Below are 17,451 nucleotides of genomic sequence, written 5' to 3' on the forward strand. Positions count from 1 at the left end.
TAGCTCCAGCACGCTCACTCACCACCGATTGCTTTCCGCACGGTCGGGCCGAGCGCCGCGGTCAGCGCGCCGTAGCCGACGTACAGCACCATCGCCTCGACGAGGACGACGCCGACGAGCGCGGCGGCCTGCGCGTTCCCGCCCAGCGTCTCGATTCCGAACATCTTACCAGCACCCCTCGGGGCGCCCGGAGTGTATTGCACGCATCATACTTTCTTGTACATGGCTGGCTAACCGGAGTGAGGATATAACGCTTTTGGGAATACTATACAAGACCATATCGTTATCGCATACGTATAAGTTACAGGATGAACACACAGATACCGCTCAGCCGAGTCTTATTTTGTATCAGGAGACGTTACGAACATATTTGTCTGCTATCTATGACAAAATAGTTATCTTCTTATTGTGCAATACTATCTTCTCGGATGTCGAATCGGAGATATCATACCCGAGAGACGCTCACAGCGTTGTTATCGGGGGCTACGGCGAGCGTCGAACGGTCCGCGGCTGGCGACGACAGACGCCAACCGCTCGACGGCGCGCGCGAGTCGAGTCGTCGCCCGGGACAGCGGTTCACCGATGGGGGCGTCGGGTGCTTCGTCGCCGTCGCTCCGCGGTCGAGAGGTGAAAGCAGGAAACGAGCGAAATCCGATTCGGCGGGGGCGGCTCAGTCGGCGGCCGTGCCGGTCGCCGCGCTGTCGGCGCGGCGAGCGCGCCAGAGCCCCTGGAGGTACGCGCCGACGAACATCCCGCCGATGGCGATGAGGATTGGGTAGTTGCCGACGCCGAGGCTGGCGTAGGCCGCGCCGGGGCAGATGCCCGAGATGCCCCAGCCGGCTCCGAAGACGACCCCGCCGACGACGACGTTCTTGTCGAACGACTTCAGCCGGCGGCCGTAGTCGCGTCCGGTGAGGGGCGCGCGGTCACCGAACGCCTCGGCGAGCGCGAAGACGGTCCCGGTGACGACGGCGGCCCCGCCCATCACGAAGACGAGGCCGAAGTCGTCGAACTGGAGGAAGTCGAGGACGACCTCCGGGCGGGCCATGTTGCTGACGGCGAGGCCGAACCCGAATATCAGGCCGCCCGCGACGACGACCAACATGAACCCGAGTCCGCGTTCGTCGTCGCTCACGGCGACACCCCCAGCGCGCTCAGGAGCTGTGCGACCCCGATGGCGACGAGCATGAAGGTGGCGACGTTGACGAGCGAGGTCCGCGAGCGCGAGCCGACGCCGCAGACCCCGTGGCCGGACGTACACCCCTTCCCGATGCGGGTGCCGACGCCGACGAGCACGCCGCCGACGGCGAAGCGCCACGGCTGCACGTCGGAGACCCACCAGCCGTCACCGAACAGGACGGTGTAGAGCGCGGCCCCGGCGACGATGCTCAGGGTGAACACGACCCGCCAGTCCCGCGAGGCGACGTACTTCGCCTTGTTGAACCGCGGGAGGTCGGAGACGTACGACAGCGTCGATTCGAGGAAGGTGCTCGCGCCGGCGATGACGCCCGTCCCGAGGTAGATGACGGCGGTCCCGAGTCCGATGAGGAGGCCGCCGAGCGCGTAGTGCGCGATGCCGTTCGGGAAGAGCCCGTCGACGAGGAGCGGCGTCAGACCCGACATTTAGTTCGTCAGGGCTTCGTTGCTGGCCGCGCAGTTGTTCGGCCCGAGTTCGAGCTCGAAGGCCCGGTCGTCGTCCGACTCCTGCACGCCGAGGTTCGTCTCGATGATGTCGACGTAGTTGGCCGGCCGCGGCGGCATATCCGAGAGGATGAACTCCACGAACTCGTCTTTGGGCATCGACAGTGCATTCATCGTCTCCTTCAGTTCCCCGAGCGTGGCGGTGTAGCTGCCGTCGTCGGCCGGGATTGCCGCGTCGCTGAAGTGCGCGGAGGCGACGATGGCGTCGTCGTCGTGCGAGAGGACGCGCTCCTGAAGCGAGTCGTAGAGCATCCCGGCCGCGTCGGGCGCGCCCTCGTCGCCGTCTTCGAGGTCGGGGCGGGCGACCGACTCGATGAACAGGCCGTCGCCCGTGAACAGCACGTTGTCGACCGCGTAGGTCGTCATGCCGGTCGTGTGGCCGGGCGTGTGGATGGCCTCGATGTCGGTGTCGCCGACGGTGCGCGTCTCGCCGTCCGCGATGGTCTCGTAGGGCGTGTCGTAGTCGACGCCGCGGGCTTCGGCGGCCTCGGGGATGACGCCCGTGACGCCGTGGTCTTCGACCAGCGTGCGGACCCCGCTGATGTGGTCGGCGTGGATGTGCGTGTCGATGGCGTACGTCAGCTCCGCGCCGAGCGCCTTCGCGTCGGCGACGTACTCGTCGGCGAAGTAGCGAAGCGGGTCGACGACGGCGGCCTCGTCGCCGTCGACGACGAGGTACGCCAGACAGCCGCTGGAGGGGCGCTGGTACTGCGCGACGAGCGCGTCGCCGTCGGTCTCCAGTTCGGTGTACTCGTAGATGCTCGCCCAGCCGTTCATGCCGCGTTCGAGCGCCACGGCGTCGTAGCCCTCCTGAATGAGCAGTCCGGCGACGTACTCCGAGGAGTGGCCCTTCGCACAGAGGACGACGAACTCCTCGTCTTCGGGCAGCTCTTCGAACAGCGACTCGTCGAGCTCCTCGTCGAGGAACTCGAAGTAGGGGATGTTGACGTGCGAAACGTTCTCGCCGTCGATGCGCCAGTCCTCGTGTTCCGACGGCACGCGGTTGTCGAGGATGGTCAGCGCCTCGCCCTCGTCGATGCGGGCTTTCAGCGCCTCGGGTTCGATGACTGGCACGTCGACGTCGAGTTCCGGCAGGTCTGGAACGGTCATGTATGCATCACCCACTATCGGGTGGTTCGACTTAAGCTTTCGGATGGTAGTTTGTATTTCGTGCAATATTCATCTCGTGGAGACTGGCCGGGACTAGTGCGATTTCGCACCTACGGGAGCACACAATGGCTCTACTACCCAAGAAACGCCGGTTTCAACGCCTATCGACGATTCCGATAAGGTATTGTGGTGTCTCCCCAAGAACCGACACACTTTTACGAAGCACCCTTATATTGTGGAATACACCCAACATAGGTGACCTCGAAAATGAGTACATACGAACCCACCGAGACCCTCGACGTGAAAGGACTGTCCTGCCCGATGCCCGTCGTCAAGACCCGCGGCGCGGTCGACGACCTCGAAAGCGGCGAGATTCTGCAGGTCGTCGCGACCGACTCCGGCAGTATGAGCGACCTGAAGGGCTGGGCCGACGCCACCGACGGCGTCGCCATGCTCGAACAGGAAGAGGCCGAGGAAGACGGCGACGCGGTCTTCCGCCACTTCATCCAGAAGGAATGAGCTCGGACGCCGACGCGCCCGTCGACGCGGGAGCCGCCTCCGTCGAAGACCTCCGAGCGCGGGTCCAAGCCCTGCAAGAAGAGGTCTCCGACCTCCGGGAGGCGACCGACGACGACGGCCAGAAGTCGATGACCATCATCGCGACCAAAGGCACCCTCGACATGGCGTACCCGCCGCTCATCCTCGCCAGCACGGCGGCCGCCTTCGGCTGGGATGTCGTGGTCTTCCACACGTTCTGGGGACTCGACATCCTCCACGAGGAGAAGTCGAAGAACCTGAAGCTCAGCGCGGTCGGCAACCCGAGCATGCCGATGCCGAACGCCGTCGCCGCGTTGCCGTTCATGGACAACGTCGCCACGAGCATGATGGAAAAGAAAATCAAGGAAAACGGGACCGCGACCGTCGAGGAACTCATCGAAACCTCCCTCGACATGGGCGTGGACCTCCAGGCCTGCCAGATGACCATCGAGCTGATGGGCTACGACGAAGCCGAGTTCTACGACGGCGTCACCACCGGCGTCGGCGCGGCGACGGCCCTCCAGCACATGGCCGACGCCGACGTGCAACTCATGATTTAGGCCGGCCGTCGTCTCCACCAGCCATCCACTCACCCACCCTACCCTACTCCACCCCCACAACCCCCGCGGTTCCCTTTTCACCGTTTTTCAGACCACAGAGAGCTACGGCCGTTCGCCGTCGCGCGATTGAGACCGAGAAAATCAGAGTCCTCCGAACGCGTCTCCCCCGTCTCAGACGTTCCAGCCGTCGCCAAACGACTCGAACCGGTCGAGGTCGTGGCCGAACAGCACGTCGCCGCCGGTCCGGCGTTCGAGTTCCTTCACCGTCTGGAGGCTCTCGAACCAGTCGCGCTCGCTCCAGAGCAGGCCGGGGCCGAGCGGCACCTCGTCCGTGTAGTTGCCCTCGACGTAACACTCGTCGCCCGCGACGAGCACGTCGCCGTCGGGCGTTTCGATGTGCGCGCCCAGCACGCCGGGGGTGTGACCCGGCAGGTGAACGAGTCGGAAGCCGTCGAACAGCGTGTGTTCGTCGCCGTGGACGACGTGCCAGTTCAGGTCGTGGTCGAAGTCCGAGGCGAGGTACGCGATGGAGCCCTCTGTCGTCTTCGCCGAGTAGTAGGCGAACTTCAGTTCCTCCTCGTGGACGTATATCGGCACGTCTGTGCCCGCGAACTCGACGAGGCCGCCCGCGTGGTCGAGGTGCAGGTGGCTCATCACCACCGCGTCGATGTCGGCGGGGTCGTAGCCGACCGCGCCGAGGTCGCCTTCGAGCGTGTGTTCCGCGGCGTCGACGTGCGAAAATGCCTCGTACAGCGGTTCGGGCCAGTAGCCGTCGCCGGCTGCCGGGTTCGAGCCGGTGTCCCACAGCACCGTCCGGTCGGGGCCGTCGACGACGGCGTTCCAGACGACGAACTCGCTCATCTCGTGGTCGGGGTTCGGATTCGACGCGCTCCCCATGGAGTAGCCGTCGAGGACGTAGCCGGTGTCGGCGTGGACGCGGCCGCGGTCGACCAGGTGGACGCTGATATCACCCATATTCCGGGGTTAGGACGGAGCCGGCATAACCGTTCAGGCAGTCAATATATGTTCGTCGGGCACTAGAGATACGCGTCGTTCCGGCCCGCGCCGTGTCGGCCCGCGCGGCGAACGTGGTCGACGAGCGACGGTGAAAACCCGGAGCGAACGGTCGCTACGCTACTGACCGGGGCCGACTTCCTCGAACGGTTGGACGATGACGAAGCCGCCCTCATCCGCGAATTCGAGCTGGTAGGACTCGCCCGACGAGCGGCCGAGCAGCCCCTTGATGTCGATGTCGCGGTTCGACGAGGGCGAGACGTTTCCGCTCCACGCGACGGTCGCGTTGGGGTCGGTCTTGACCGGCGTCGGGACGACGATTGGCTCGCCGTGGGTCGTGATGGCGACGTGGCCGGGGCCTTCGAGGAAGACGTTGAACAGGCCGCCCGAGGAGGTGCCGGCGACGCTCGTCAGCATCTTGATGTCCCAGTTCACGCTCGACTCGAACGCGAGCACGTCGTTGCCGTTGACGCTCAGCTCCTCGCCCGCGTCGAGTTCGAGAATCTGGACCTCCTTGGCCTGGTCTGCGAGATAGAGGTGGCCGGTTCCGGTCGCCTGCATCATGACGTCGCCCTCGCCCGTGGCCTTCTTCTTGAGCATCCCTTTTAGGCCGCCGGCGGACTTGCGCTCGAAGGAGATGTCGCCGGTGTAGCCGACCATCGACCCGGCTTTCGCCATGACGTTCCCGTCGAGGGCCACGTCGAGGAGCTTCGAGTTTTCGAGTTCGAAGGAGTCGCCGCCTTCGGACGGTGCGTGCGCGCTGACGAATTCGTCTAAGTCCATTGAGTCACCGAGTCGCGGCCGAAAGCGACTCTACCGGAGAGGCGACTGTCAGGGATATAGTTCTGTTTGCCGCGAAAAATCGGCCCGAACGGTCGACGTGGTCAGTCAGTCCCGACGGCTTCGGTGGCCGGGGGTCCAGTCGGCGTCGAGCGCCTCGTGGGTGAAGGGGACGGCGTCCTCGCCGGCGTAGGTGGCGACCAACTGGCCGTCGCCTTCGAGGTAGTACTTGTAGGTCGTCAGCCCTTCGAGACCGACCGGGCCGCGGGCGTGAATCTTGCCCGTCGAGATGCCCACCTCGGCGCCGAGGCCGTAGCGGTAGCCGTCGGCGAAGCGGGTCGAGGCGTTGTGGAAGACGCTGGCGGCGTCGACGCCGGTCATGAACGTCTCCGCACGCTCGGCGTCGTCGGTGACGATGGACTCGGTGTGTTTCGAGCCGTGGGCGTTGATGTGGTCGACCGCGTCGTACAGGTCCGAGACGACCTTGACGGAGAGTTCGAGGTCGCCGTACTCGGTGTCCCAGTCGTCGTCGGTCGCGGGGTCGATATCGACGTGTTCGCGGGTCGCCTCGTCGCCGCGGAGGACGACGCCCTCGTCGCGGTAGCGCTCGACGACCGTCGGCAGGAAGTCGGCGGCGACCGACTCGTCGACGAGGAGCGTCTCGACGGCGTTGCAGACCGCGGGGTACTGCACCTTCGCGTCGAGCGCGATGTCCGCGGCCATGTCGAGGTCGGCCGCCTCGTCGACGTAGACGTGACAGATACCCTCGGTGTGGCCGAGGACGGGAATCTGGGTGTTGTCCTGGATGTAGCTGACGAATTCCGAGGAGCCGCGGGGCATCACGAGGTCGACCATGTCGTCGAGTTCGAGCAGGCGGTCGACCTCCTCGTGGGCTTCGATGAGCGTCGCCCAGCCGTCGGGCAGCTCCTCGGTGGCGGACAGAATCGTCTCGTACAGCACGCGGTTCGACTCGCTGGCCTCGCTGCCGCCCTTGAGGATGACGGCGTTACCGGACTTCAGCGCCAGCGCGGCGATTTGGACCAGCGCGTCGGGCCGCGACTCGAAGATGGTCGCCACGACGCCGATGGGGACCGAGAGTTTGTACAGTTCGAGGTCCTCGTCCAGTTCGCGCGCTTCCAGCGTCTCGCCGAGCGGGTCGTCCTGCTCGGCGACGGACTCGACCATCCCGGCGATGTCGTCCAACTTCGCCTCGTCGAGTTTGAGGCGGTCCACGAGCGCCTGCGTGTACTCGCCGGCGGCGAGCATCGCCTCGGCCTCCTCGACGTCCTCGCGGTTGGCCGCGAGAATCGCCTCGCTGTTGTCGCGGATGGCGTCCGCGATGGCTCCGAGCGCGGCGTCGCGGTCGGCCGCGTCGACGTTGGCGAGGCGGAGCGCCGCCGACTGTGCCCGTTCGACCTGCGCGGTCGTGTCTCGCTCAGTCATCGAGTTCACCATCGAGGGGGAGGAACATTGTTCCCACCGATTCGCGCTCGGCTATCTTCGCCAGCACGTCGGGCTCGGTCGACCGCGCGATGACGGCGGGGATGCCGTACTCGGCGGCGTCGCGCGCGCCGCGGACCTTCGTCTGGATGCCGCCGAAGCCGCCGGTCGAGCTCGCGGTGACGATGTCCTCCACGTCGCTGTAATTGTCGCCGACGACTTCGATGCGCTCGGCGTCGGAGTCCTCCTTCGGATTGCCGGTGTAGACGCCGCCCACGTCGGTGAGCGTCACGAGCAGGTCGACGCCGATGCCGACCGCGATGTCCGACGAAATCATGTCGTTGTCTCCGATTTGGAGCTCTTCGGTGGCGACCGCGTCGTTCTCGTTGATGATGGGCACGACGCCCCACTCCAGCAGCGTCTCGACCGTGTTCCGGAAGTTGGTGAAGCGCTCGGGGTTCTCCAGGTCGTGCTGGGTGATGAGTATCTGGGCGACCTTCCGGTCGTAGCGCTCGAAGCTCTCGGTGTAGCGGTGCATGAGCAGGCTCTGGCCGACCGTCGACAGCGCCTGCGACGCTTCGAGAGTGTCGCGGTCCGCCGTGGGGTGGTCGAGCCGTCCGATGCCGGCCCCGACCGCGCCCGAGGAGACGAGCAGCACCTCCTTGCCGCGCGAGAGCAGCGACTCGATGTCGTCGACGAGCTTGTCGAGTTTGTCGTCGTCGAGGTTGGAGTCCTCGTCGGTCAGCGAGTTGGTGCCGGCCTTGACGATGACGCGGTCCGCCTCGGCGGCGGCGTCGCGGGCGGCGGCGACCGCATCGGGGTCGACGGCCGCAGTCGACTCGGACGCCTCGGACGCCTCCGCCGTCTCGCTCAGTTCACTCATCAGCGAACTCCTCCGCGAGTTCCTTCGACCGACGCTCGGCCGCGACGACCGCCTCGGTGACGGCGTCGTCGGCGTCGCTGTCCCAGAGGACCTCCATCCCCTCGATGGTCGTCCCGTTCGGCGAGCAGACCGCGTCGATGAGTTCGTCGGCGGTGCGGTCGTCCTGGACGACGGTCTCGGCCGCGCCCTTGAACGTCTGAGCGGCGAGAATCTCGGCGTCTTCCTCGGAGAGTCCGCCCGCGATACCGGCCTGCGTGACGGCCTCGATGAGATAGAAGACGAAGGCCGGCCCGCTGCCGTTGACCGCGGTGGCGATATCCATCTGGGACTCTTCGACCTCGACGAACTCGCCCACGTCCGAGAGGAGTTCGCGGACCTCGTCGGTCAGGTCGCCGGTCGCCGCCGCCGCCATGTCGCGGGTCTCGGCGGCGAGGTTCGGCATGATGCGAACGACGCGGGCGTCGGTGTGCGCCTCGACGAACGCGGTCGGGACGCCCGCGGCGATGGTGACGAGAGTCTGGTCGGGAGACAAATCGAGTTCCGAGAGGACGGCCTCGACGATGTCGGGCTTGACCGCGACGAACACCACGTCGGCGTCGGCCGCGCGCGACACGTCGTCCGTCGTCTCTTCACAGTAGTCGGCGACCGCGGCGAGGGCGTCGGGGTCGAGGTCGCAGGCGACGACCGAGTGGCCGCCCGCCTTCCAGAGCCCGGTGAGGAGGGCGCTCCCCATGTTTCCGCAGCCGATAACGCTCGTGCGTACCATTGGTGCTGACTCAAGGTACGACGCTCAGATAGTAACTGCGTTCCGGTCAAGCCATGCCAAACCGGAAAACGAGTTGTCAGTTCCGGGGGCCGTGCCGGGGCCTGCTCACAGCCCGCCCTGCCGGTAGATGAGGTTGCGCTGAATCTCGTTTGCGCCCTCGTAGATGACCGGAATGCGCGCGTCGCGGTAGACCCGCGAAATCTTGTACTCGTTGAGGACCGACCGGCCGCCGTGGAGCTGCATGCCACGCTCGGCCACGTCGACCGCCGTCTCGGTCGATTTCGTCTTGGCCGCGGCCGCCCAGAAGCCGGCGTCCTCGCCGTTCGCGACCTTCTCGGCGGCGCGCCAGTTGAGCGCGCGGGCCGCCTCGAACTCCATGCGCATATCGGCGAGGATGTGCTGGACCGCTTGGAACTCCGAGACGCTGCGCCCGAACGCTTGCCGGTCGTGGACGAACTCCCACGTCTCCTCGATGGCGGCGGCCGCGAGGCCGAGGCTGTGGCCGCCGACGATGACGCGGCCGTGGTTGAAGAAGTCCGCGAGCATGTAGAAGCCGCCGCCCTCGGTGCCGATGAGGTTCTCCTCGGGCACCTCGCAGTCGTCGAAGACGATGTGGCCCTGCTTGGAGGCGCGCATACCCATCTTCTCGGGGATGTGTTCCGCCTCGTAGCCGGGCGTGTCGGTCGGCACGATGAACATCGAGTAGTTCGAGTAGCGGTCGTCGGTGTCGGCGGTCTTGGCGTACACCGTCAGCCAGTCGGCCTCGACGGCGTTGCCGACCCAGTACTTCTCGCCGTTGAGGACGTAGCCGTCGTCGGTCTTCTCGGCGGTCGTCTCCATGCCGGCCATGTCGGAGCCGGTCTGCGGCTCGGAGACCGCGAGCCCCGAAAGCTGCTCGTTTTCCGCGACCGGGCGGAGCCACTTCTCTTTCTGTTCTTCGCTGCCGTAGTGCTCCATAATCTCGCAGCCGAACGAGGCGAGTTGGAGCGTCAGCGCGATGCCGGCGTCGGCGCGGTAGAACTCCTCGGAGATGGCGAGCATCTGCTGGAGGTCGAAGCCCTTGCCGCCGTACTCCTCGGAGATATCTTGGGCGACGAGCCCCGCGTCCATCCCCGCTTGGAGCACTTCGTGCGGGTACTCGCTGGACTCGTAGTAGTCCGCCGCGACCGGTTCGATGTGCGCTTCGGCGAACTCGCGGGCCTCCTGCTTGAGGTCGCGGGCGTGTTCGGGCACGATGGAGTCGTCGAGAAGTTCCATACCACGCCATGGAATCGTACAGTAAAAATAGGCATGGAACCAGTCTAAACTTCAAACTTGTTTTTTGTTAAAATAGCCGTTGCCCGACGTTCATTCGTCCGACGGAGCCTCCGAATTGGGCGTCTTGCCCTCGATGAGCGACGAGTCGTCGTACCGGTCGCGGAGCACCTTCTTGTCGAACTTGCCGGTCGCGGTCTTCGGCACCTCGTCGATGAACACGACCTCGTCGGGGGCCCACCACTTCGGGAACTCGTCTTCGACGCGCGCGACGAGGTCGGCCTTGAGCGCGTCCTCGTCGACGCCGCCCTTCGGGACGATAAAGGCCACGGGGCGCTCCTGCCAGCGTTCGTGGGGGACGCCGATGACGGTCGCCTCGGCCACGTCGTCGTGGGCCATGATGCTGTTTTCGAGTTCGAGCGACGAAATCCACTCCCCGCCGGATTTGATGACGTCTTTCGCCCGGTCGACGATTTGGACGTAGCCGTCTTCGTCCACCGTGACCACGTCGCCGGTCTTCAGCCAGCCATCCTCGTAGTCCTCCTCGTTCGCGTCGGGGCGCTCGAAGTACTCGGTCGTCACCCACGGGCCGCGGACCCACAGCTCGCCGAACTCCTCGCCGTCCCACGGGACCTCGTTCCCGTCGTCGTCGACGACGCGCATCTCCAGCCCCGGCGCGAGCAGGCCCTGCTTGGCGCGCTTTTCGTACTGCGCTTCGGCGGGGAGGTCCTCCATCCCCGGCTTGAGGTGGGCGACGGTCCCGACCGGCGACATCTCCGTCATGCCCCACGCGTGGAGCACGTCCACGTCGTGTTCCTCGTCGAACCGGCGGATGACCGACTTGGGCGCGGCCGACCCGCCGATGATGATGCGTTCGAGCGACGAGATGTCCGCGTCGTGCTCGTCGAGGTAGTCGAGCAGGCCGAGCCACACCGTCGGCACGCCCGCGGTCATCGTCACGCCCTCCTCTTCGATGAGTGTCGCGAGGTCCTCGGGCGTCGGCGACGGGCCGGGGTAGACGTGTTTCGCGCCCGCCGCGGTCGTCGAAAACGGCAGGCCCCACGCGTTGACGTGGAACATCGGGACGACCGGCATGATGACGTCTTTCGCGCCGATGTCGAGGCCGGATTCGGGGAGCGTCGCCATCGTGTGCGCCCACAGCATCTGCTGGGAGTACTCGACGCCTTTCGGCTGGCCCGTCGTCCCCGAGGTGTAACACATCCCCGCCGGCTGGTCCTCCGGGAGGTCCGGCCAGTCGTACTCGTCGGGGTGGTCAGCGATGAACGACTCGTAGTCCGTCACCGGGGACAGGCCCACGTCGTCCGGTACCTCGGAGGCCATCACGACGAACTGCTCGACGGAGGCGAAGGCGTCCTCGTCGACCGCGCCGGCGAGTTTCGGCGCGAGCGACGGGTCCACGAAGATGATGCGGTCCTTCGCGTTCTCGACGATGTACTGGATGTGGTGGTCGGGCAGAAGCGGGTTGATGGTGTGCAGCTGCGCGCCCATCGAGGGGACCCCGAAGTACGTCTCGAAATGTCGGTTGTGGTTCCAGCAGAACGTCGCCACCCGGTCGCCGTCCCCGATGCCGGCGTCCGAAAGCGCCCCCGCGAGCCGTGCCACGCGCCCCTCGTACTCCGCGTACGTGTAGCGTTCCAGCCCTTCGGCGGTCCGAGAGACGATTTCGCGGTCCGGATAGAGCTTGCCCGCGCGCCACAGGAACGGCCGAAGTGTCTGGTTGGTAGCACCTACCATACTGTCCTCTTGTGGTAAAACGTAATGATTGTTTGGAAACGACTCGACGTGGTGCGGGCTGCGGATTCGGCGTCACCCGCGGGCGCGTTCACTCACTCGTCGCGGTCGGGAACGAACTCATCACCACCGTCGCCGCCGTCGGTATCGCCGGCGTCGGCGTCTCCGTTGTCGGTGTCGCCTTCCGCGCGCTCGGCGTCGCCGCGTTCGGCTCCGTCGACGCTCGCTTCACTATCGTCCTCGGCCTCGTCTCCGTCGCGTTCCGCGTCCGCGACTGTCGCGTCGCCCTCGGCGTCGTCGATGGCGGCCGCGTCGGCGTCGCTCGCGGGCGTCGCCTCGCCGGAGTCGGTCTCGGAGTCGTCGGACTCGTCGTCGTCGTCACCGTCGTCACCGTCGTCACCGGCATCGTCGTCGGTGTCGTCGTAATCGGTCGCGTGCTCCGGTTCGGCCTCCGCGACGGGCTTGGCCGCGACCAGTCGCTCGCGGACCGCCTCGCGGTCGACGGTCCCCGAGACGGTCCGCGGGAGTTCGTCCGCGGTCGCGACCAGTCGCGGGCATTTGAACCCGGCGAGTCGCTCGCGACAGAAGTCGTCGAGGTCCTCGTCGTCCGGTGGGTTCTCCGGGTCCGCGGGAACGACGAGGGCGGCGACGCGCTCGCCCCACTCGGCGTCGGGGACCCCGAGCACGGTGGCGTCGTCAACGTCGGGGTGGTCCCGCAGGACCGCCGCGACCTCGCCGGGGTCGACGTTCTCGCCGCCGGTGATGATGCGGTCGTCCTTCCGGTTCAGGACGTACAGGAGACCGTCGTCGTCGCGGTAGCCGATGTCGCCGGTTCGGAGACCGGCGTCGCTGAAGGCGTCGGCGGTGGCCTCGGGGTTCCGGTAGTAGCCGGGCGAGACGGTCGGTCCCGACACGACGAGTTCGCCCGGCGTGCCGGGTTCGACGGGGGTTCCGTCCTCGTCGACGACCCGGAGGTCGGTGAAGTAGAGCGGCCGCCCGACGGTCCCCACGTCGTCGAACGCCTCCCGCGGGGTCGCGGTGGCGACCTGCGACGCCGTCTCGGTCATGCCGTAGGTCGGGTGGACCGGCACCGAGTAGTTCCGACAGCGCTCGATGAGTTCGTCGGGGGCGGGCGCGCCGCCGAGGAGCACCACGCGGAGCGAGTCCGAGAGCGTCCCCCGGCTGTCGAGCATCCGCGTGAGCATCGTCGGCACGAGCGAGACGCCCGTCACGTCGTACTTGCCGATGTCGTCGGCCGCGCCGCCGGCGTCGAACCCCTCGCGGAGGACGACCGTCGTCCCGTACAGCGGGCCGCGGAGAATCGGGCCGATGCCGCCCATGTGGTGCAACGAGAGCGTGACGAGCCACCGGTCGTCGCGCGAGACGCCGAGTCGGAACGCCCCGGCGACGGCGTTCGCAAGCAGGTTTCCCATCGTGAGTTGCACCGCCTTCGGTGTCCCGGTCGTCCCCGAGGTGAAAAGCAGGAGCACCGTCTCCGAGAGCGACCAGCCCGCGGGTTCGACCCGCTTGGGCGCGATAGACGAGAGGTTGATGACGCCCTCCCACCGCGGGTCGTCCACGGAGACGACGGGCACGTCGGTCGTCGCCTCGACCGCCGTCGACTCGGTGGACTCGCCGCAGACGAGCGTGGTCACGTCCGCGAGTTCGACGTTGCGAGCGATTTCGTCGGCGGTGAGTCGGTCGCTGAGAGGCACGAGCACGGCCCCGAGCCGCGTCGCGGCGTGGATGAGTCGGACGTAGTCGACGCCGGGGTCGAGAACGACGCCGAGGTGGTCGCCGGCCTCGACGCCGAGGGCGGCGAGTTGGCCGGCGGTCTCGTCGACGAGCGCGTCGAGTTCGCGGAAGGTCCACGAGTCGCCGGTCGCGGCGTGGATAAGCGCCTGTCGGTCGGGCGTCGCGGCGACCCGGTGGGAGAGCCAGTCGCGCATCGGCCCGGCGAACCCGCGGGCGTCGGCGGCGGTTGCGTCGTCCTCGGTCGACTCGGAGTCGTCGCCACCGGCCGCGTCGTCGGGAGCGCCCGTCATCGCTCAGTGCGAGACGAACTCCACGAGGACGCCGCCCGTGGACTTGGGATGTAAGAAGGCGACCTCGTGGCCCCACGCGCCGGGGCGCGGCTCCTCGTCGATGCGGTCGACGCCGGCGGCCTCGGCGGTCCGGAGCGCGGCCTCGATGTCGTCGGTCTCGACGGCGACGTGGTGGATACCGCCGCCGCGCTTGTCGAGGAACTTCGAGATGGCACCCTCCTCGTGGGGTTCGAGCAGTTCGAAGTAGCCGTTTTCGAGTTCGAGGAAGACGACCGACATGCCGTCGAACGTCTCCTCGTGAGCCACGGGCGCGTCGAACAACTCCGCGAACAGCGCGGCCAGTCCGGCGGCGTCGGGCGTGGCGATTCCGACGTGGTCGAGATGCATGCCTCCAGTTCGTCGGGCGCAACGGATAAACCCAGACGGTTCGATACTCCTGTCATGATAGTAACGACAACGGAGACGGTCGTCGGCCGCGACATCGAGGAGACGCTGGGTGCCGTCCGCGGGAACACGATTCGCGCCCGCAACGTCGGCCGCGACATCACGCAGGGACTCCGCAACATCGTCGGCGGCGAACTCAAGTCCTACACCGGGCTGATGGCCGAGGCGCGCGACGAGGCGACAGACCGGATGGTGGCGGAGGCGGAGGCGATGGGTGCCGACGCCGTCGTCGGCGTCCGGTACGTGACCGCCGAGGTGGCCCAAGGAGCGGCCGAGATTCTGGCCTACGGGACCGCCGTCACGCTCGTCGGCGGCACCGACCCCGACGCCGACGCGGAATCGGCGTCCGAGTCGAACGCCGACGTGGCGTGAGCCGACGGTGACGCCGACGACTCGGCGGGTCACCCGAGACCCGCGGCGACTCGCACACAGGTTCGTCCGACTCGCCACGGACCGGGCCACAGTCGCCGTCTTCGCCGCGCTCGCGGCCGTGTGGGCAGTCGGCTTCGTCGGCGTGGTGCCGAGAGAAATCTGGGTCGTCGATTACCCCGCGCTGGTGGCCGCCTTCTTCTTCGACACGCTCGCGGCCAACGAGTTCGGCGTCCGCGAGACGGCGGTGTTCTACCCGGCGCTCGCCGTCTTCGGCTACCTCCAGGCAATGGTCTTCGTGGCGGCCGGGCGAGTGCTTCGAACTCGACTCGTCGGGGTCGGTGAGCGACGCGAAAGCGGGAAACGCGTCGAGAGTGGGGAACGAAAATGAGCGCAGGAGCGCGCGTCAAGAGCGGGACGCGAGGGGCGTGAAGTTCGAAGGTAGCGAGCGAGTCGGCGTGTGACTCACGGCGTCGGGTCGGGCCTCAGTCGCGGGCGGTCCGGGCGACCGTGACCTCGACGGGGACGCCGGGCACGTCGACCGTCAGCATCGAGCGGTCGACCCGGGTGACGACGACGCGGGCGACGGCGACGATGGCGGCGACGGTGACGGCGACCGCGAGCGACGCCACGGGGTAGGTGACGACCGCGACGACCGCGGCCATCGAGGTGAGCAGGGCGGCCTGCGTCGCCAACGAGGGCGCGGGTCGGTGATGCGAGGGGTGGTAGTCGGAGCCGGTACGACTGTCTCTGGAGCGTTGTCGTGACATTCGTCTGGTGAGGGGGACAATCGGATGCGATACCGGGGGCTCTCCGGTCGAAGAGCCCCGCAACGCGACGGCCGCCGCTCGAAAATCGAGCGACTGGTGGCGCGAACCTCGCGCCGACAGACGGCGGCCGGGCGTGTGACGGGTTTAGAACGCGATAAGCGGCATCATAAGCCTCGATTGTCTCCACTCGGGGGGTGATAATAAAAGTTGTTGGACGGGTGAAAGTATAGAATTAGTGACTCGTTGGCACGGGGCGCGGGGTGCGGGGCGGTCGCCGGCGCCGGTCGTTCGGGAGTGTAGGGGCAGCTCAGGCCATGCCGGGTTCGTACTCTCCGAACTCCTCGCGGAGGACGCCGCAGATTTCCCCGACCGTCGCGTAGGCCTTGACCGCCGTGACGATGAGCGGGAGGAGGTTCTCGTCGCCGTTCGCGGCGGCGCGGATGTCTTCCAAGGCGGCCTCGACGGCCTCCTCGTCGCGGTCGTCCTTCCGGGCGTCGAGCGACTCGACCTGCTTTTGCTCTTCTTCCTCGGAGACCTCCTGCACTTCGACGGTCGGCTCCTCGTCCACTTGGTACTCGTTGACGCCGACGATGACGCGCTCGCCCTCCTCTATCTCGCGTTGGCGCTCGTAGGCCACGTCCTGAATCTCCCGCTGAACCCACTGGTTTTTCACGGCGTCGAGCATGCCGCCGCGCTCGTCCACCTCGTCGAGCAGGTCGAACGCCTCGTCTTCGATGTCGTCGGTCAGCGCCTCGACGTAGTAACTGCCCGCCAGCGGGTCGATGGTGTCGGCCGCGCCCGACTCGTGGGCGAGAATCTGCTGGGTGCGGAGCGCCGTCCGAACCGACTTTTCCGTGGGGAGTGACAGCGCCTCGTCCTTCCCGTTGGTGTGGAGCGACTGCGTGCCGCCGAGGACGGCCGCCAGCGCCTGATAGGCGACCCGGACGACGTTGTTCTCGACCTGCTGGGCGGTGAGCGTCGAGCCGCCGGTCTGGGTGTGGAACTTCAACTGCATCGACTTCGGGTTCTCAGCGCCGAAGCGCTCTTCCATGATTTTCGCCCACATCCGCCGGGCGGCGCGGAACTTCGCCACCTCTTCGAGGATGTTGTTGTGGGCGTTGAAGAAGAAGGACAACTGCGGGGCGAAGTCGTCCACGTCGAGGCCGGCGTCGACCGCGGCCTCGACGTACTGGATGCCGTTGCCGAGGGTGAACGCGACCTCTTGGGCGGCGGTCGACCCGGCCTCGCGGATGTGGTAGCCGGAGATGGAGATGGTGTTGAACTTCGGCGTCTCCGCCGCGCAGAACTCGAAGATGTCCGTGATGAGCCGCATCGACGGCTCCGGCGGGAAGATGTAGAGGTTCCGCGCGATGTACTCCTTCATGATGTCGTTTTGGATGGTTCCGCGAAGCTCCTCGCGGGGGACGCCCTGCTTGTCACCGAGGGCGACGTACATCGCCAGCAACACCGCCGCCGGGGCGTTGATGGTCATCGACGTGGAGACCTCACCGAGGTCGATGCCGTCGAACACCGTCTCCATGTCGTGGAGGCTGTCGATGGCGACGCCGGATTTCCCCACCTCGCCGGCGGCCATCATCGCGTCGGAGTCGTAGCCCATCTGCGTCGGCAGGTCGAACGCGAGCGACAGCCCCGACGAGCCGTTGTCGATGAGGTAGCGGAACCGCTCGTTGGTCTCGGCGGCCGTCCCGAAGCCCGCGTACTGCCGCATCGTCCAGAGCCGCCCGCGGTGCATCGTCGGATACACCCCGCGCGTGTAGGGCTTTTCGCCCGGGAAGCCAACGTCCTCGTCGTAGTCCACGTCGGCGTCGTCCGGGGTGTAGAGCCGCTTGACGACGTTGCCGCCCGTGTCGGTCGTGAACTCCTCTTTCCGCTCCCCGAAGCGGTCGAGCGTCGGCCCCAGCGTCTCGTCTTCCCACTCGGCTTTCGCCTCCCGAATCTCTTCGAGCTCGTCGGGATCAAACATGGTCGAAGATGTGGTTTGTCCCTACTTAAGCGTACGCGGGTC

19 protein-coding genes are annotated in these 17,451 nt (G+C 66.9%); 4 read left to right on the forward strand and 15 right to left on the reverse strand.

Annotated features, from left to right (window positions below; translation table 11 throughout):
* Positions 1-14: 14 nt before the first annotated feature.
* The 4 genes from DEQ67_RS06915 to DEQ67_RS06930 all read right to left on the reverse strand — a co-directional run bounded on the left by DEQ67_RS06915 (position 15) and on the right by DEQ67_RS06930 (position 2,811).
* Positions 15-164 carry a DUF7512 family protein gene (locus tag DEQ67_RS06915; protein ID WP_004043577.1) on the reverse strand — a complete coding sequence of 50 codons (150 nt, stop codon included), beginning with the start codon at positions 162-164 and terminating at the stop codon, positions 15-17.
* A 506-nt stretch (positions 165-670) separates the two neighbouring features.
* Positions 671-1,135 carry a DUF6691 family protein gene (locus DEQ67_RS06920; protein WP_004063487.1) on the reverse strand — a complete coding sequence of 155 codons (465 nt, stop codon included), beginning with the start codon at positions 1,133-1,135 and terminating at the stop codon, positions 671-673.
* A complete protein-coding gene (locus tag DEQ67_RS06925; RefSeq protein ID WP_004043575.1) occupies positions 1,132-1,623 on the reverse strand; it encodes a YeeE/YedE family protein in 492 nt (163 codons plus the stop codon). The genes DEQ67_RS06920 and DEQ67_RS06925 overlap by 4 nt, the downstream gene beginning before the upstream one ends.
* Positions 1,624-2,811: an MBL fold metallo-hydrolase gene (locus tag DEQ67_RS06930; protein ID WP_115859956.1), complete on the reverse strand. Its 1,188-nt coding sequence runs from the start codon at positions 2,809-2,811 to the stop codon at positions 1,624-1,626. It lies immediately after the preceding gene.
* Positions 2,812-3,078: 267 nt separating this feature from the next.
* Here DEQ67_RS06930 and DEQ67_RS06935 point away from each other — a divergent pair, with 267 nt between their 5' ends.
* Complete coding sequence (locus DEQ67_RS06935; protein ID WP_115802539.1) at positions 3,079-3,330, forward strand: sulfurtransferase TusA family protein; 252 nt, start codon at positions 3,079-3,081, stop codon at positions 3,328-3,330.
* On the forward strand, positions 3,327-3,908 hold the full coding sequence (locus DEQ67_RS06940; protein ID WP_004063485.1) for a DsrE/DsrF/DrsH-like family protein: 582 nt from the start codon (positions 3,327-3,329) through the stop codon (positions 3,906-3,908). Before DEQ67_RS06935 ends, DEQ67_RS06940 begins: the two co-directional genes overlap by 4 nt.
* 171 nt (positions 3,909-4,079) lie before the next feature.
* On the opposite strand, the gene DEQ67_RS06945 is transcribed toward DEQ67_RS06940, so the two are convergent.
* From DEQ67_RS06945 to mce, 9 genes are all read right to left on the reverse strand, one after another.
* Positions 4,080-4,883 (reverse strand): N-acyl homoserine lactonase family protein, encoded by an 804-nt coding sequence (locus DEQ67_RS06945; protein ID WP_115859954.1) that lies wholly within the window; start codon positions 4,881-4,883, stop codon positions 4,080-4,082.
* 159 nt (positions 4,884-5,042) lie between these two features.
* A complete protein-coding gene (locus DEQ67_RS06950) occupies positions 5,043-5,705 on the reverse strand; it encodes an AIM24 family protein (RefSeq protein ID WP_115859952.1) in 663 nt (220 codons plus the stop codon).
* A 105-nt stretch (positions 5,706-5,810) separates the two neighbouring features.
* Positions 5,811-7,145: a glutamate-5-semialdehyde dehydrogenase gene (locus tag DEQ67_RS06955; RefSeq protein WP_115859950.1), complete on the reverse strand. Its 1,335-nt coding sequence runs from the start codon at positions 7,143-7,145 to the stop codon at positions 5,811-5,813.
* Positions 7,138-8,025 (reverse strand): glutamate 5-kinase, encoded by an 888-nt coding sequence (gene proB / locus DEQ67_RS06960; RefSeq protein WP_004063480.1) that lies wholly within the window; start codon positions 8,023-8,025, stop codon positions 7,138-7,140. Before proB ends, DEQ67_RS06955 begins: the two co-directional genes overlap by 8 nt.
* Complete coding sequence (proC, locus tag DEQ67_RS06965) at positions 8,018-8,791, reverse strand: pyrroline-5-carboxylate reductase (RefSeq protein WP_008578258.1); 774 nt, start codon at positions 8,789-8,791, stop codon at positions 8,018-8,020. The genes proB and proC overlap by 8 nt, the downstream gene beginning before the upstream one ends.
* Before the next feature lie 105 nt (positions 8,792-8,896).
* Positions 8,897-10,048 (reverse strand): acyl-CoA dehydrogenase family protein, encoded by a 1,152-nt coding sequence (locus DEQ67_RS06970; RefSeq protein WP_115859949.1) that lies wholly within the window; start codon positions 10,046-10,048, stop codon positions 8,897-8,899.
* A gap of 90 nt (positions 10,049-10,138) precedes the next feature.
* Entirely contained in the window at positions 10,139-11,800 is a 1,662-nt protein-coding gene (locus DEQ67_RS06975) for a long-chain fatty acid--CoA ligase (protein WP_115859947.1), read from the reverse strand.
* A 92-nt stretch (positions 11,801-11,892) separates the two neighbouring features.
* The gene (gene menE, locus DEQ67_RS06980) at positions 11,893-13,842 is read right to left on the reverse strand and encodes an o-succinylbenzoate--CoA ligase (RefSeq protein ID WP_115891261.1); all 1,950 of its coding nucleotides are present in this window, start codon (positions 13,840-13,842) and stop codon (positions 11,893-11,895) included.
* A gap of 3 nt (positions 13,843-13,845) precedes the next feature.
* Positions 13,846-14,229 (reverse strand): methylmalonyl-CoA epimerase, encoded by a 384-nt coding sequence (gene mce, locus DEQ67_RS06985; protein ID WP_004063472.1) that lies wholly within the window; start codon positions 14,227-14,229, stop codon positions 13,846-13,848.
* Between the two features lie 54 nt (positions 14,230-14,283).
* Here mce and DEQ67_RS06990 point away from each other — a divergent pair, with 54 nt between their 5' ends.
* Both DEQ67_RS06990 and DEQ67_RS06995 read left to right on the forward strand, forming a co-directional pair.
* On the forward strand, positions 14,284-14,658 hold the full coding sequence (locus DEQ67_RS06990; protein ID WP_006600319.1) for a YbjQ family protein: 375 nt from the start codon (positions 14,284-14,286) through the stop codon (positions 14,656-14,658).
* 7 nt (positions 14,659-14,665) lie between these two features.
* Positions 14,666-15,046 (forward strand): hypothetical protein, encoded by a 381-nt coding sequence (locus DEQ67_RS06995; RefSeq protein ID WP_115891260.1) that lies wholly within the window; start codon positions 14,666-14,668, stop codon positions 15,044-15,046.
* A 94-nt stretch (positions 15,047-15,140) separates the two neighbouring features.
* Here DEQ67_RS06995 and DEQ67_RS07000 read toward each other — a convergent pair whose 3' ends face one another.
* Complete coding sequence (locus DEQ67_RS07000; RefSeq protein WP_013035307.1) at positions 15,141-15,425, reverse strand: hypothetical protein; 285 nt, start codon at positions 15,423-15,425, stop codon at positions 15,141-15,143.
* A 307-nt stretch (positions 15,426-15,732) separates the two neighbouring features.
* Positions 15,733-17,409: an acyl-CoA mutase large subunit family protein gene (locus tag DEQ67_RS07005; RefSeq protein WP_004043559.1), complete on the reverse strand. Its 1,677-nt coding sequence runs from the start codon at positions 17,407-17,409 to the stop codon at positions 15,733-15,735.
* Positions 17,410-17,451: the final 42 nt, after the last annotated feature.

This window comes from Haloferax sp. Atlit-48N (assembly GCF_003383015.2).
Lineage (GTDB): Archaea > Halobacteriota > Halobacteria > Halobacteriales > Haloferacaceae > Haloferax > Haloferax volcanii.